This is a genomic window from Pseudomonas sp. KH_046_2, assembly GCF_057838985.1.
Genome location: NZ_CM174480.1, coordinates 4550169 through 4566173 on the forward strand (window position 1 = coordinate 4550169; position 16005 = coordinate 4566173).

Consider the following 16005-nt stretch of genomic DNA (forward strand, 5'->3'; position numbering starts at 1 on the left):
CGAAGAACCGGAGGGCGCTACGCTCATGCAGACAGAACGCGTTATCGTTAACTTCCATCGCGAGCAAGCTCGCTCCTACAGTGGGTGGGTGTGTGAGTGTGCTTAAACCAGATGCAACGCCGTCAACAGCATGTCGATCGCCTTGATGCCCACGAACGGCACCAGGATCCCGCCCAGGCCATAGATCAGCAGATTGCGTCGCAGCAACGCCGCTGCACTCGCCGCGTGAACCCGCACACCGCGCAGCGCCAGCGGAATCAGCACCACTATGATCAGGGCGTTGAACACGATCGCCGAGAGAATCGCGCTCTGCGGGCTGCTCAGGTGCATCACGTTGAGCACGCCCAGTTGCGGATAGATCGCGGCGAACAGCGCCGGCAGGATCGCGAAGTACTTGGCCACGTCGTTGGCGATGGAAAAGGTCGTCAGCGCACCGCGGGTGACCAGCAACTCCTTGCCGATCTGTACCACGTCCAGCAGCTTGGTCGGGTCGCTGTCGAGGTCGACCATGTTGGCCGCTTCACGGGCCGCTTGCGTGCCGTCGTTCATCGCCATGCCGACGTCCGCCTGGGCCAGGGCCGGGGCGTCATTGGCGCCGTCGCCGCACATGGCGACCAGACGACCGTCGTTTTGTTCGTGACGAATGCGCGCCAGTTTTTTCTCCGGCGTGGCTTCGGCCAGCACATCGTCCACACCCGCTTCAGCGGCGATGGCAGCGGCGGTCAACGGGTTGTCGCCGGTGACCATGACGGTGCGGATTCCCAGCTTGCGCAGCTCGGCGAAACGCTCGCGGATACCGGGCTTGACCACGTCCTTGAGGTGGATCGCCCCGAGCAATTTGCCGTCTGCACACACCAGCAGCGGGGTACCGCCGCTTTGGGCGATCTTGTCGATTTCACGAGACAAGGCCGGTGCCAGGTCAGCGCGTTTCAAACCAACGAACGCCAGCAACGAATCCACCGCGCCCTTGCGGTACACGCGTCCCTGATAGTCGACACCGGACAAGCGGGTTTCAGCACTGAACGGCACAGCGGTCAGCAGCTCGGCGGCTGGCTCCGACTGAGGGTGAAGGCCACGCAAGTACTCGACGATGGACTTGCCTTCAGCAGTGTCATCGGCCAGCGAGGCAAACAACGCACCTTCAGCCAGTTCCTTGGCAGTGACGCCAGGGGCGGCATACACCGCCGAGCAACGACGGTTACCGAAGGTGATGGTGCCGGTCTTGTCCAGCAGCAGGACGTGCACGTCCCCCGCCGCTTCCACCGCACGACCGGACTTGGCGATCACGTTCAACCGCACCAGTCGATCCATGCCGGCGATACCGATGGCCGACAGCAAACCGCCGATGGTGGTTGGAATCAGCGTGACCAACAGCGCCACCAAAAACACCAGCGGCAGGCTGCCATTGGCGAAGTGGGCGAACGGTTGCAGGGTGACGACCACCAGCAGGAAGATCAGGGTCAGGCCGATCAGCAGGATATCGAGCGCCACTTCGTTCGGGGTTTTCTGGCGTTTGGCGCCTTCCACCAGGGCGATCATGCGGTCCAGGGTCGACTCGCCGGGGTTGGCGGTGATCTTCACCAGCAACCAGTCGGACACCAGCCGTGTGTTGCCGGTCACGGCCGAGCGGTCGCCACCGGACTCACGGATAACGGGGGCCGATTCACCGGTAATCGCCGCTTCGTTGACCGCCGCGATGCCTTCGATCACCTCGCCGTCACCGGGGATCATCTCCCCCGCTTCGACGCGCACCACATCGCCTTTGCGCAGGCTGGCGGCAGGCACCACCTGAAAGCTGCCGTTGCCGGTCTTGCGCCGGGCGCTCAGGCCTTCGCTGCCGGCCTTGAGGCTGTCGGCGCGGGCCTTGCCGCGACCTTCGGCCAGGGCTTCAGCGAAGTTGGCGAACAGCACGGTGAACCACAACCACACAGCGATTTGCGCGGCGACGAAAGTCGGCACCGCCGTGTCGGGAATGAAGCACAGCACAGTAGTCAGGATCGCCGTCAGTTCGACCACCAGCATCACTGGCGCACGTTGCAATTGCCTTGGGTCGAGCTTGACGAAAGCTTGCAGCAACGCTGGGCGCCAGAGGGCCGAGATTGCGGTTTTCGGTTGTTCCGGTGCCTTTACGGTAGCCGGTTTAATTACGGGCATATTCATCAATTAGTCCTCAGAAGCCCATACTCAGATGTTCAGCAATCGGGCCCAGCGCCAGGGTCGGCAGGAAGGTCAGGCCGCCCACCAGCAAAATGGTCACGGTCAGCAGGGTCACGAACAGCGGGCCGTGAGTCGGGAAGCTGTTCTGCCCGATCGGCGCGGTTTTCTTCATCGCCAGGCTGCCGGCCAGGGCCAGGACCGGAAGGATGTAGCCGAAGCGACCGATCAACATGCCCAGGCCCAGCATCAGGTTGTGGAAGGGTGTGTTGGCGCCGAAACCAGCGAAGGCGGAGCCGTTGTTGGCACTGGCCGAGGTGTAGGCATAGAGCAGCTGACTGAATCCGTGAGGCCCAGGGTTGCTCACCGCAGCCACCGGGCCGGGCAGACTGGCGGCAATCGCGCCGAGCACCAGTACGCCAATCGGCATGACCATCAGGGTCACCACCAGCAATTGCACTTCCCTGGCTTGCAGTTTCTTGCCGAGGTATTCCGGAGTACGACCGATCATCAGGCCGGCGAGGAACACCGCGATCAGCACGTTGAGCAACATGCCGTAGAGCCCGGCGCCAACGCCGCCGAAGATCACTTCGCCCACCATCATGTTGACCAGCGCCACCATGCCGCTCAGCGGGTTGAGGCTGTCGTGCATGCCGTTCACCGAGCCGTTGGACGCAGCCGTGGTGGTCACCGACCACAACACCGTCGCAGTAGTGCCCAGACGCGCTTCCTTGCCTTCCAGCGGCGCGGTCTGTTCGACGGCGACATTGTTCAGGGCCGGGTTCGGCTGGTATTCAGCCCAGAGCGAGGTAGCGCCGCCGATCAGGAACAGCGCCAGCATGCAGGCGATGATCGCGCGGCTCTGGCGCAGGTCCTTCACGTAATGGCCGAAGGTGAACACCAGCGCGACGGGGATCAGAATGATCGAGGACACCTCGAACAGATTGCTCCATGCCGTCGGGTTCTCGAACGGATGCGCCGAGTTCACGCCGAAGAAACCGCCACCGTTGGTGCCCAATTGCTTGATCGCAATCTGACTGGCAGCCGGTCCGAGCGGGATCACCTGATCGACGCCCTGCATCGTCACCGCATTCACATACTGCGCGAAGGTTTGCGGCACGCCCTGCCAGACCAGGTACAGCGCCAGCAACAGGCACAGCGGCAGCAAGCCGTAGAGGGTGGCGCGGGTCATGTCGACCCAGAAGTTGCCCAGGGTCCGGGTGGATTTGCGGCCGATGCCGCGACACAGTGCAACCAGTACCGCCAGGCCGGTGGCGGCGCTGACGAAGTTCTGCACGGTGAGGCCCGCCATCTGGCTCAAGTAGCTCAGGGATGCTTCACCGCTGTAGGCCTGCCAGTTGGTGTTGGTCATGAAGCTGACGGCGGTGTTGAACGCCAGCGTCCACTCCTGTCCCGGCAGGTTCTGTGGGTTCAGCGGCAGGTGGCCCTGGAACAGCAGGATCGCGAACAGCAGCAGGAAACCCGCGAGGTTGAAGGCGAGCAAGGCCAGGGCGTACTTCTGCCAGCTCTGTTCGGCCTGCGGATCGACGCCGGCCAGACGATAACAACCGCGTTCGACCGGACCGAGAACCGGCGTCAGCCAGGTGCGCTGCCCTTCCATCACTTTGTAGTAGAAGCGCCCGAGAAACGGCGCCGGCAGCAAGACCACCGCGAAGAACGCGATGATCAGCCAATAGTCATAACTGTGCATAGCCGCTCCTAGTTCCGGTCCGCGCGCAGCAGCGCAATCAACAGATAAATGAACAGCCCCACTGCCAGCAGCAGCGACACCCCGTCCAGAACGCTCATGGAAGTTCTCCGTGTTACGGCGTATTGCCGCGTGTGGAGTCATTGTCGGGAGGGAGGGTGTAAAGGAACGAGATCGAGGGTGGAGGTGGGGAATAAAGAAAGCGTAAAGAGTGGGTTTATGGCTTTGTTACAGCGAGGATTGATGGCGGATGCGCGGGCCTCATCGCGAGCAAGCTCGCACACATTTGAGACTCGTCAGCCCATACAACATGGCTCCACTGTGGGAGCGAGCTTGCTCGCGATGGCGGCACAACAGACAACAACGCACCCAACTGGCGCATCAAAAGCATGCATTCAGCAGCGATCATCCCCGATACGACAGCTTTCAGCGCTTTACGACGCAACATCACAAAATGGCACGCCCACTGCACTGACCTCCCCCGAGCTTTCCAAACCACTCAGGGAGCAAACCCATGAACACACAACTCAAACCCACGCTGGGCACCTTGCACCTGTGGGGCATTGCGGTCGGGCTGGTGATTTCCGGAGAATATTTCGGCTGGAGCTATGGCTGGGGCGTGGCCGGGACCTTGGGCTTTCTGGTGACCTCATTCATGGTCGCCACCATGTACACCTGCTTCATCTTCAGTTTCACCGAGCTGACCACCGCCATTCCCCACGCTGGCGGTCCCTTTGCCTACAGCCGTCGCGCCTTTGGCGAGAAAGGCGGATTGATCGCCGGGCTCGCGACACTGATCGAATTCGTCTTCGCCCCACCGGCGATTGCCCTGGCCATCGGCGCCTACCTCAATGTCCAGTTTCCAGCCCTGGACCCGAAACACGCGGCAGTCGGTGCCTACATCGTATTCATGGGCCTCAACATTCTCGGCGTGAAACTGGCGGCGACCTTCGAGCTGGTGGTCTGCGTGTTGGCGGTCGCTGAATTGCTGGTGTTCATGGGCGTGGTCGCTCCGGCCTTCAGCTTCAGCAACTTTGCCCTCAACGGCTGGGCCGGGTCCGATGTCTTCGGTGCTCCGGCGATTGCCGGGATGTTTGCGGCGATCCCGTTCGCGATCTGGTTCTTCCTCGCCATCGAAGGCGCGGCCATGGCCGCCGAAGAAGCCAGGGAGCCGAAACGCACGATTCCCAAGGCTTACATCAGCGGTATCCTGACCCTGGTGCTGCTGGCGATGGGCGTGATGTTCTTCGCCGGTGGCGTCGGCGACTGGCGCACCCTGTCGAACATCAACGACCCGTTGCCGCAAGCGATGAAAGCCGTGGTCGGCGAAAGCTCGGGTTGGTTGCACATGCTGGTGTGGATTGGGCTGTTCGGACTGGTCGCGAGTTTTCACGGGATCATCCTCGGTTACTCGCGGCAGTTCTTCGCCCTGGCCCGCGCAGGCTACCTGCCGACGTCCCTGGCCAAGTTATCGCGCTTTCAGACACCGCACCGGGCGATCATCGCCGGCGGCGTAATCGGCATCGCGGCCATCTACAGCGATGGCCTGATCAATCTTGGCGGCATGACGCTGACGGCGGCAATGATCACCATGGCCGTGTTCGGCGCCATCGTGATGTACATCATGAGCATGCTCAGCCTGTTCAAACTGCGTAAAACCGAGCCGAACCTGGAACGCACTTTCCGTGCCCCTTGCTACCCGCTGGTGCCGTTCATTGCGCTGCTGCTGTCAGTGGTGTGCCTGCTGGCGATGGCCTGGTTCAACACGTTGATCGGCCTGATCTTCCTGGGCTTCATGGCGGCAGGTTTCGTGTACTTCATGCTCACCGCACAACTGCGCGCCGAAGCACCGGCAGATGCGATGCTGACCGGACATTGAAAGCGTTCGAGTGAAGCTTGAACAACAGGCATAGAATGGGGGTGATAGCGATGGAACTGCGATGAAACCCCATCACTCATAGTGGTATGCACGATCGGTTGGCGAACCCTCGCCGACCGCCTGTTTTCAAGGAGAGTCCTATGCCCTGGTATGCCTGGTTGATTCTGGTCGTTGCCATCGGCTCGATCGTTGGAGGTCTGATGCTGCTGCGCGACACCGCCAACAAGGTCGAACTGACCGAAGAGCAACGTAAGCGCGTCGCCGAACGCAATGCGGAAATGGACGCCAAGGAAGCGCAGGACCGCTGACTGAAACCCCGCCTGGAACGGCGGGGTTTGTTTTTGCGTGAAAACTCCCGAAATCATGCCCCTTTGCACCCATATCGAAGCATCTGCATGTTTTTTAGAAGTAGAAGTACAGCCACCATGCAATTTTCATTGGTTAATATGGCCGCATTGATGCGGAGATATCAGATGCGTTACTCGCAGGACCATAAAGCCCAGACCCACCAACGCATAATCAAGGAAGCTTCAGCGCGATTTCGACGCGACGGTATCGGCGCGACCGGGCTGCAACCCCTGATGAAAGCACTGGGCTTGACCCACGGTGGCTTTTACTCGCACTTCAAGTCCAAAGACGAACTGGTAGAAAAAGCCTTGCAGGAGGCTGGCGCACAAGTCGATGAGTTGTGCGCGCAAATCTTCGCCGAGGAACAGCCACTCGAAGCCTTCATCGACGCTTACCTGTCCGAATGGCATCAAACCTCACCTCACGAAGGCTGCCCACTGCTGACCATCTCTTCGGAACTGGGACTGCGTGGCCAACCGAGTCCGACCAGCGACGCCGTGCTCCAGGCGCGACTCGATCAGATCCAGCACACCCTCGACGGAGAGCGCACCACCGACCGCAGCATCGTCATCATGTCTACGCTGGTCGGCGCCTTGCTGTTATCGCGCAGCGTGGCCGACGCCGAGTTTGCCCAACGGATTCTCGACGTCGCACGTGAACACCTCAAGAAATCGCAGGATTAACCCTGCCAACGCTTGAACAGCACACTGGCATTGACCCCGCCAAATCCGAAGCCGTTGGACAATGCGTATTCGATGGCCATTGGCCGTGCGTTGCCATGAACGATATCCACTCCTTCAGTGGCAGGGTCCGGGTTCTCGAAATTGAGGGTCGCCGGCACGATCTGGTCACGGATCGCCAGCAGCGTAAAGATCGCCTCGATTCCCCCCGCTGCACCGAGCAAATGCCCGGTCGCCGACTTGGTCGATGTCACAGCGATGCCGTTTTGCGCACCGAACAACGCCTTGATCGCCGCCAGCTCACCCAGATCCCCCACCGGAGTCGAGGTTGCATGAGCATTCAGATGCTGAACCTGAGCCGGTGAAACACCGGCCTGTGCCAATGCCAACGACATCGCCCGCCGCGCACCGTTGCCGTCTTCGGGCCCGGCGGTCAGGTGATAGGCATCGGCGCTGGTGCCGTAGCCAACCAGCTCCGCCAGCGGCTGGGCGCCCCGGGCCAGCGCATGGTCCAGAGACTCGATGACCAGCAGCCCGGCCCCTTCTCCCATGACAAATCCATCGCGGCCACTGTCGAAAGGTCGCGAAGCGCGTTCAGGCGTGTCGTTGTAAGCGCTGGACAAGGCCCGAGCAGCCGCAAACCCGGCCAGGCTAACCCGATCGATCGCCGCTTCCGCACCGCCGCACACCGCAATATCCGCCTCACCGGCACGAATCAACCGCGCCGCGTCACCAATCGCCTGAACCCCGGCTGCGCATGCCGTGACTGGCGCGCCCAATGGCCCCTTGAAGCCATGCTGGATCGACACATGACCCGCCGCGAGATTGACCAGAAACGAGGGGATGGTAAATGGCGACAACCGTCTCGGACCACGGCTATCAGTGGTGCGCACCGCGTCGGCAATCGCACCAAAACCACCTACGCCTGAACCGATGATGGTGGCCGTGCGCTCCTGGGCATTGGCATCCTGCGCTTGCCAGCCGGCTTGCTCGATTGCCTGACGCGCAGCCTCCATGGCGAACAGGATGAAGCGGTCCATCTTCTTCTGTTCCTTGGGTGGGGTCGCCCGGTCCGGATCGAACCCCGCCTCCGGATCATCCGCCAGCGCAGGTACTGCACCGCCGACCGTGGCCGGCAGATCGGCAACCACCTCTTGCGGTAAAGTGCGCAGCCCGGAACGCCCGGCCAGCAGCCGCGCCCAGACCGCTTCGACACCGCTCCCCAGAGGCGACACCAGGCCCATGCCCGTTACAACCACTCGACGATCACTCATACCAAACACACCTCAAGCCGATAGATGGCGCTTACCGATAACGGGCAGCGGCCTTGCTTTTGGAAAGATTAGGCGCCATCACATGACGCGCCGCCACGAACGCCTCCCAATCCGCCGCATCGGGCAACGAAGGAATCGTGATCAGTTCCCCCTGGTCCAGACCCGACAACGCAGCATCGACCATCTCACCCGCCTCCATCACCATTTCCGCAGGAATTTGCGACGCATCGATACCGGAGCGTTCCCAGATTTCAGTACGTGTCACACCCGGCAGCACAGCCTGGATCTTCACCCCGGTGCCATTCAGCTCGGCGTTCAACGATTGAGTCAAGCTCAATACATAGGCCTTGCTGGCGCTGTACGTCGCGTTGAAACGCTCGGGAAACAATGCCACCACCGAAGCGATATTGATGATCGTGCCGCGCCCGGCCTTGGTAAAACTGGCCGCTGCCGCCGACGCCAATCGTGTGACAGCGGTGATATTCAACTGAATCATTCGCTCCAGTTGATCGGTATCGGCATTGGCCAATAGCCCGTCCGCCGCCACACCGGCGTTATTGAGCAACAGACTGATACTTGAATCACTGCGTAGCCGCTGTTCGAGTTGCAGCACGTCTTCCTTCTGGGTCAGATCCGCCTTCAGCACTTCGACCTGGATCCCATGCTCCGAGCGCAGCTTGCTCGCCGCCGCCTCCAGTCGCTGCTCGTCGCGAGCCACCAGCAACAAATCAAAACCACGGGCTGCCAACCGCTTGGCGTAAACCGCCCCGATACCGGAAGACGCGCCGGTGACGAGGGCCGTACCTTGGGACTGAACTGAATTCATGACGGTACTCCTGAAGAATGCTGAAGGACGCCTGACGCCGAGGCACTTTGGCGCAAACGGTATTTATTATACGCATAATTCAAACGTAATATGATAATCGTAATTTTTCATTCCCGCGGAGCAGTCGGCTCTCGTTGATGACCCGGCCAGAATGAGAGAGTAGACCCTGAATGAACGCAAAACCGCACCGAAGCTCTGCGATGGAATGAACGGTTTCGATGAAAGCGATGCCTGATTGGCGACCTTGCTGAACAACGCGGGCCTGTACTTTGCCTGATTTCGGGTAGCCGACAAACCATTCAAGTACTGCGACTGGCCCGCCGGGTATAACTCTCGCTACAGGCAAAGGCCGATCAATGATCGACCCTTGTCGCTCAGTCCCGCCCTTAGTTCACCTCGATCCTGTCGCGGTTCCTATCCAGAAGCGCTTTGCCGATACCCTTCACTTCCAGCAACTCGTCAACTGACGCAAACGCACCATTACTTTCACGATAAGCAACAATCGCTTTCGCTTTGGCCTCGCCCACTCCCGCCAGCTCACGTTGCAGCGTAGGTACATCAGCACTATTGAGATCGACTTTACCGGATGGCGCCTTGACGGCCACATCCTGTACCAGAGGCGCATTCGTCACCTCAGGTGCCTTGACAGGCGCGGCGATTGCCGTAAGAGAGGCGCTGGTGAGAAGGGCAAATACCAGAGAGTAGAAACTGCTTGTACGCATAAGTGAAGCTCCATGCCGTCGTTTGAGAAAGCAGCTTTTCCGAAGCTGCTCTCCAAACGTAGGCTATGCCATGGGACTGTCAAAAATGTGTACGTTACTGCATATGAAACAATCAGGGCTCAAGGCGGCGTTGCTGGTAGATCCAGTCGACAATTTCACCGTCCGGGGTGTAGCCGCTGACAGTGTCGCGCAACAGCTGGCGGACGCGCGTGTAGTCGTCCTGATCCACCGCAGCGAGCAACTCGGTCAACTTGCCCTTCAGCAAATCCCAGGACAGGTGATCCTCGTTGGCCGTCATGATCATCGGGTGCTGTGTGGCTGCCACGTTGTCACCGATCAGTAGCTCTTCGTAAAGCTTCTCGCCCGGACGCAACCCGGTGAACTCGATAGCGATGTCACCATGCAGGTTTTTCTCCGAACGGACGCTCAGGCCGGACAAATGGATCATCTTCTCGGCCAGTTCGACGATTTTCACGGGCTCGCCCATGTCCAGGACAAAAACATCTCCCCCCTGCCCCATGGAGCCCGCCTGAATCACCAACTGCGCCGCTTCAGGGATGGTCATGAAATATCGAGTGATCTTCGGATGCGTGACCGTCAGCGGACCGCCTGACTTGATCTGCTTGTGAAACAACGGAATGACCGAACCCGACGATCCCAGGACGTTACCAAACCGTACCATTGTGAAGCGGGTTTTGTTCACACGCGAAACATTGCTCGTATCACCGAACAACACCGGAGCCAACTCACGACTCAGCGCTTGCAGCGTCAACTCGGCAAGGCGCTTGGTGCTACCCATGACATTGGTTGGCCGCACAGCCTTGTCGGTGGAAATCAGAACGAAGTTCGCCACTCCTGCCTGGAGCGCGGCCTGTGCCGTATTAAGCGTGCCTATCACATTATTGAGCACGCCTTCGGCAATGTTGTGTTCAACCATGGGGACATGCTTGTAGGCTGCGGCGTGATACACCGTGTCTACTCGCCAGGTTTTCATGACATCCAGCAACTTGTTCGGGTTACGAACCGACCCAAGAATCGGCAAAAGACGGATGGACAGTGACTCTCGAGCCACCCGATGCTCCAGTTCGGACAAGATGGAGTAAAGATTGAACTCACTGTGTTCAAACAATAGAAGCGTCTTCGGGCGCAGCGCCAAAATTTGCCGGCAAAGCTCGGAGCCAATGGACCCCCCGGCGCCCGTGACCAACACAGACTGCCCAGTGATGCAATGTTCGAGCAAATCAGCCTGGGCCGGGACTGCGTCACGCCCGAGCAGGTCTGCAATGTCTACTTCCTGGATATCATCGACCTTGACCCGGCCGCTGGCCAGATCCATGAACCCCGGGACGCTTCGAACGTGTAACGGAAAACCTTCGAGAAACCCGAGAATCTCGCGGCGGCGTCCACGGTTGGACGAAGGAATAGCAAGGAGGATTTCCTGAGCGCCAGTGTTGTCAATCATTTGCTGGATGTGCTTGGGTTTGTACACCTGCAATCCGGAAATCACCCTGTCGGCGATTCCGCTATCGTCATCGATAAAAGCAACAGGCCGCATGACGCGCCCCATCCGCAATGCAGCAACGAGTTGATTACCCGCCGCCCCTGCGCCGTAGATAGCCACTTTCGGCAGGCCGTCATCCCGGCTGGTGAAGGGCACGTGCTGGGCAGCGCTGAACCAGTCGCCCATAAAGTACTGACGCATGGCCAGGCGCAGCCCGCCGATCATGATCAGACTCAACCACCAGTAGTTGAAAATGATTGAGCGTGGGACGACGTTTTGGTGATTGCTGTACCAATACACCACAATTCCAAGTATCAAGGATGACAGTGTCACCGCCTTGATAATGGCAATGAGCGCGTCATTTCCAAAGTAACGCATGACGGCACGGTACATGCCAAAGCGGATGAAAAGAGGAATGGCGATCACAGGTGCACTGACAAAAAGCCAGACATGCTGAGTGAACGGGTTGACCAATTCGTCCAGCCCAAGACGCACGACAAACGCCATCCACAGGGCAAACCAGACCAACGAAATATCAGTCAGAACCTGCAGAATGCGTTTATGTCGCCTTGGCAGACTTAACAACTTTGCCCGAATCTTATCCATAACCCCTCTGAACACCTCTCGAAGCTCCTAGCATTGATATAGCAACTACAGCTTTAGGTAACTCACTTACCGACAAAGCAATACTCAGAAACCAATGCGTCCATCACGCCTTGCCAGCGATTTCCAACTTGCCTGCGTGAAACTTGAAAGCCAGCAACACCAGAGGCACATAGGCCAGGACCAATCCCGCCACGCCGTCGAGATACTGCATGGCGACCAATATAGCCACTGGCACTAACCACAACAAATTGATCGCGGTTATTGCCAGCGTAACCGTCCGATGGCTGCCATATTGTCGTGAAGCATACTGGTATCCATGGCTGCGATGGGCCTCATAAACCTTATCCCCGCGCAACAACCGACGAATGAGGGTAAAGGTGGCATCAACAATAAAGACGCCCAACAAAATGAGCCAGGCCCAGAGAAACAGTGGATTCGTCCATGCCGCATAAAGCGACATCACCGCCAACACGATGCCCAGAAAACCACTGCCAGCATCGCCCATGAAAATCTTCGCTGGCGGGAAATTCCAGACAAGAAAACCCAAGACGGCCATCGCCAGTACAAGCGGAGCAATGGCGAGGCTGGTGTGGCCTGCGATCCAGTAGACCAGGCAAGCACCGACACAGGCGCAAATAGCCTCGATGCTGGCCAAACCATCAATACCATCCATGAAGTTGTAGAGATTGAGCATCCAGACCAGATAGAACGCCCCGATGACATAGCCGAACCAGCCGAAACTGAACGCGTGACCGAACAGATTGATCGGCGCCATCCCCCCAATCCAGAACAATGCCCAGATGGCGCCACCGAAATGCGCAAGCAGACGCCAACGCGCAGCAATATGCCCATGGTCGTCGAGAAAACCAATGATCGCGATCCAGCCGCCGGCGCCCAGCAGAGCCAGCGCCATCGGCAAGGCGACGACATCTGTCCAGGCCAAGACAGGCAGCGCAATCAGAAAACTCAGGACGATAGCCACACCACCACCCCGAGGGGTCGGGACCGAATGCGAGCTACGCGCATTAGGAATATCTATCAAGCTGCGTGCCAATGCGTATTTGCGCAATGCACCTGTGCCAAAAAATGAAACACCCACCACCAACGCCAACAACCATATTGTGTTCAAAGGTCAACTTCCTGAAACAGCCAAAATCAACTCTGCAATTGAACCGGCACTGTCATAAGCCAGCTTAGCGCTGCCTCTCCTTGTAGTAGTTGGCAGCCGACACTAGCGCCTCATCGACGCTGACCGGAGGAACCCAGCCTAGCAATTCTCGAGTCTTGCTTATATCGACTTGCAACGAACCGCACAGTCGTTGCGACAAAGCCTGCTTGCCCAGAAGCTGCGCCCCCCATTCAAGCAACACGCTTGGCACAGGTAACAAGCGAGCAGGTTGACCCAATGCCTGCGCCATCCGCGTCAACAATTGTGTCGTGGACAAATCCTCCCCATCGCTGACGAGAAAGGTCTGATTGGCGGCGGCCGGATGACGGACGCAGGTTACGATCAAATCAGAAAGATTGTCGAGCGCGACCAGGCTGCGCCGATTATGGATAGCCCCGAATGGCAAGGGTATTCCCTTGTCCAGCCAACGCATCATGTTCAGAAAGTTGGCTCTCACGCCCGGGCCGTAAACCAGTACCGGACGGATGATCACCACTTCCATCCCGGTGACGGCCGCAATTTCGCGCAGCCCCTGCTCGGCCTCCATTTTCGAAATGCCATACGGATCGCCTGGCGCGGGTGTCGCGTCGGCGAAGTAAGGCTGATTGAGCGGCGTACCTTCGCCATTCACCTTGATCGAACTGATGAACACAAAGCGACGAACACCCAATGAGGCAGCCTGCCGAGCGAGGCTGAGCGTGCCTTCGACATTCACCTTGCGAAACGCCTCCAGCGGATCGGATTCGGTGTCATTCATGACGTGAACGCGAGCCGCGCCATGAATGACAACCTCCACTTGATCCAGCGCCTGCGACCAATCGGTATCAGCACTGAGCCCGGCGGTTCGAACGGTAGTAACGCGCGACGGACAGTCAGGCAAGGCGTGCCCACGAATGGCTGCCACCGGTTCCAGATCGTCAGAGGCCGCCAAACGACCCAATACCGCGCGACCAACGAAACCCGTAGCACCTGTCAACAAAACACGCATTTTTCAAACCTCGACGACGCTCAGGATTTCGACCAGACAGTACGATTGATGTAGTCGGTGTAACTCAACACGACCCGAACTACCTGCTTCGACACAGGACCTGCCTGGTAATCCCTCACGACTGGGATAACACGCCGGGTACGATCATGTTGGCTCGTCACCACACGCACGGCATCCAGAACGCCCTCCACTTTCAGGCCACTCATGATGAGCGTGCCTTCATCCATCCCTTCCGGACGCTCGTGCGCATTACGAATAGTAATGGCAGGCAAATTCAGAAGAGAGGCTTCCTCAGTGATGGTGCCGCTATCGGACAGCACGCAAAACGCCGACATCTGCAACTGGATGTAGTCGAGCAGACCGAATGGCTTCGAGAAACGAATCAGAGGGTGGTCCAGCGATTCACCGATCGCTTCCAGGCGCTTGCGGGTACGAGGATGCGTGGAAACGATAATGGGATACTGGTACTTGTCGGCCAGGGCTCGCAGCGTTTTGAGCAAATCGCGAAGGTTCTCCGGCGTATCGACGTTTTCTTCACGGTGAGCGCTGACAATGAAGAACTTGTCCTGCTCCAGGCCTTCTCGCGCCAGCACGTCGGAAGTGAGGATTTTCGGCATGTAATAGTCGAGCACCTCCTCCATGTGCGATCCGGTCTTGATGATGGTTTCAGGACGAATCCCTTCAGCGATCAGGTAACGCCGGGCATGCTCGGTCAGGACCATATTGATATCGCTGAGGTGATCGAGCACCTTGCGATTCAGTTCTTCAGGAACGCGCTGATCAAAACAGCGGTTGCCGGCTTCCATGTGGAACACCGGAATCTTGCGGCGCTTGGCGGCAATGACGGCCAGACAGGTATTGGTATCGCCGTAGAGTAGAAGCGCATCAGGTTTTTCGGCCTCAAATACTTCATCCGCCTTGGAGATTACTTCGGCGATGGTCTTGGCAGCGGTATCGCCGGCAGCACCCAGGAAGTAATCAGGCTTACGAATTTCAAGATCGTCGAAAAAAACCTGATTCAATTCAAAGTCGTAGTTTTGACCCGAGTGAACCAATACATGATTAACCTGCTTATCAAGCTCGGCAATAACGCGGCTCATCTTGATAAGTTCTGGTCGCGTACCAACCAGCGTCATGACCTTAAGCATCAAGTTGCTCCTGAATGTATTCCAGATTCAACAGAACTTTCTTCACGCCCTCTACATCGAGGCGCTCGGTGTTGTGGGAGGTGTAATCGTCGAGATCGGAAATCTCCTGTTCGCCCTCAACAAAAAACTTCTTGTAGTTAAGGTCGCGATTGTCCGAAGGAATACGGTAGTAGCGCCCCATGTCTTCGGCCTTGGCCATTTCTTCACGGGAGATCAGCGACTCGTAAAGTTTTTCGCCATGGCGGGTACCAATGACCTTGACGGCATTGTCACGAGCGAACAGCTCCTTGAGCGCTTGCGCCAGGTCCGCCACTGTCGAGGCAGGTGCTTTCTGAACGAAAATATCACCTTGCTCGGCATGCTCGAACGCGTGCAGTACCAGGTCAACGGAATCCTCGAGCGACATCAGGAAGCGAGTCATGTTCGGGTCGGTGACGGTCAGTGGCTCACCGCTCTGCAGCTGATTGATGAACAACGGGATTACCGAACCACGGGATGCCATGACGTTACCGTAGCGGGTAGCGCAAATCACCGGACCTGTCGCCGGAATCATCCGCGACTTGGCAACCATTAGCTTCTCAGCCATGGCTTTGGAAATACCCATCGCATTGATCGGATAAACAGCCTTGTCGGTACTGAGCACGACAACGCGTTGCACACCCGAAGCAATGGCCGCATTCAACACGTTTTCGGTACCCATTACGTTGGTACGCACGGCTTCCATCGGGTAGAACTCGCAGGAAGGCACCTGCTTCAGGGCTGCGGCGTGGAAAATGTAATCCACGCCAACCATCGCCTGTGCCAGGCTATCGCGATCACGCACGTCACCGATATAAAATTTCACTTTGTCGTTTGACAAAGCAATACGCATATCTTCCTGCTTTTTCTCGTCACGACTGAAGACGCGAATTTCTTTTACATCTGTATCAAGAAAACGTTTCAATACGGTATGGCCAAACGAGCCAGTTCCACCGGTAATCATCAAAATTTTATTATCAAACAT

General features: G+C 58.2%; 14 protein-coding genes. 3 read left to right on the forward strand and 11 right to left on the reverse strand.

Annotated elements, in window-relative coordinates; genetic code table 11:
• Positions 1–102: 102 nt before the first annotated feature.
• Genes kdpB through kdpF form a run of 3 tightly spaced genes read right to left on the reverse strand, consistent with a single transcriptional unit; the run spans position 103 to position 3963 of the window.
• Positions 103–2160 (reverse strand): potassium-transporting ATPase subunit KdpB, encoded by a 2058-nt coding sequence (kdpB, locus tag AC3IX1_RS20575; RefSeq protein WP_489385604.1) that lies wholly within the window; start codon positions 2158–2160, stop codon positions 103–105.
• A gap of 10 nt (positions 2161–2170) precedes the next feature.
• Positions 2171–3865, reverse strand: coding sequence for a potassium-transporting ATPase subunit KdpA (gene kdpA, locus AC3IX1_RS20580; RefSeq protein ID WP_489385605.1), 1695 nt, complete (start codon positions 3863–3865; stop codon positions 2171–2173).
• Between the two features lie 8 nt (positions 3866–3873).
• A complete protein-coding gene (gene kdpF / locus AC3IX1_RS20585; protein ID WP_489385606.1) occupies positions 3874–3963 on the reverse strand; it encodes a K(+)-transporting ATPase subunit F in 90 nt (29 codons plus the stop codon).
• 413 nt (positions 3964–4376) lie between these two features.
• Between kdpF and eat the strand changes: the two genes are divergently transcribed.
• From eat to AC3IX1_RS20600, 3 genes are all read left to right on the forward strand, one after another.
• Positions 4377–5741, forward strand: a complete 1365-nt coding sequence (gene eat, locus AC3IX1_RS20590) for an ethanolamine permease (RefSeq protein WP_489385607.1) — start codon at positions 4377–4379, stop codon at positions 5739–5741.
• A gap of 140 nt (positions 5742–5881) precedes the next feature.
• A complete protein-coding gene (locus AC3IX1_RS20595; RefSeq protein WP_007985427.1) occupies positions 5882–6049 on the forward strand; it encodes a DUF2897 family protein in 168 nt (55 codons plus the stop codon).
• 165 nt (positions 6050–6214) lie between these two features.
• Positions 6215–6772 (forward strand): TetR/AcrR family transcriptional regulator, encoded by a 558-nt coding sequence (locus tag AC3IX1_RS20600; protein ID WP_489385608.1) that lies wholly within the window; start codon positions 6215–6217, stop codon positions 6770–6772.
• Here AC3IX1_RS20600 and fabF read toward each other — a convergent pair.
• The 8 genes from fabF to AC3IX1_RS20640 all read right to left on the reverse strand — a co-directional run bounded on the left by fabF (position 6769) and on the right by AC3IX1_RS20640 (position 16005).
• Positions 6769–8043, reverse strand: a complete 1275-nt coding sequence (gene fabF, locus AC3IX1_RS20605) for a beta-ketoacyl-ACP synthase II (protein WP_489385609.1) — start codon at positions 8041–8043, stop codon at positions 6769–6771. The genes AC3IX1_RS20600 and fabF overlap by 4 nt on opposite strands.
• A 31-nt stretch (positions 8044–8074) precedes the next feature.
• Positions 8075–8869, reverse strand: a complete 795-nt coding sequence (locus tag AC3IX1_RS20610; protein WP_489385610.1) for an SDR family NAD(P)-dependent oxidoreductase — start codon at positions 8867–8869, stop codon at positions 8075–8077.
• A 386-nt stretch (positions 8870–9255) separates the two neighbouring features.
• On the reverse strand, positions 9256–9591 hold the full coding sequence (locus AC3IX1_RS20615) for a ComEA family DNA-binding protein (protein ID WP_489385611.1): 336 nt from the start codon (positions 9589–9591) through the stop codon (positions 9256–9258).
• Positions 9592–9703: 112 nt separating this feature from the next.
• Positions 9704–11698 (reverse strand): polysaccharide biosynthesis protein, encoded by a 1995-nt coding sequence (locus AC3IX1_RS20620; RefSeq protein WP_489385612.1) that lies wholly within the window; start codon positions 11696–11698, stop codon positions 9704–9706.
• Positions 11699–11801: 103 nt separating this feature from the next.
• Complete coding sequence (locus AC3IX1_RS20625; protein ID WP_489385613.1) at positions 11802–12827, reverse strand: MraY family glycosyltransferase; 1026 nt, start codon at positions 12825–12827, stop codon at positions 11802–11804.
• A 64-nt stretch (positions 12828–12891) separates the two neighbouring features.
• Complete coding sequence (locus tag AC3IX1_RS20630; protein WP_489385614.1) at positions 12892–13854, reverse strand: UDP-glucose 4-epimerase family protein; 963 nt, start codon at positions 13852–13854, stop codon at positions 12892–12894.
• Between the two features lie 20 nt (positions 13855–13874).
• On the reverse strand, positions 13875–15002 hold the full coding sequence (wecB, locus tag AC3IX1_RS20635) for a non-hydrolyzing UDP-N-acetylglucosamine 2-epimerase (RefSeq protein WP_489385615.1): 1128 nt from the start codon (positions 15000–15002) through the stop codon (positions 13875–13877).
• Positions 14995–16005, reverse strand: a complete 1011-nt coding sequence (locus tag AC3IX1_RS20640; RefSeq protein ID WP_489385616.1) for a polysaccharide biosynthesis protein — start codon at positions 16003–16005, stop codon at positions 14995–14997. The genes wecB and AC3IX1_RS20640 overlap by 8 nt, the downstream gene beginning before the upstream one ends.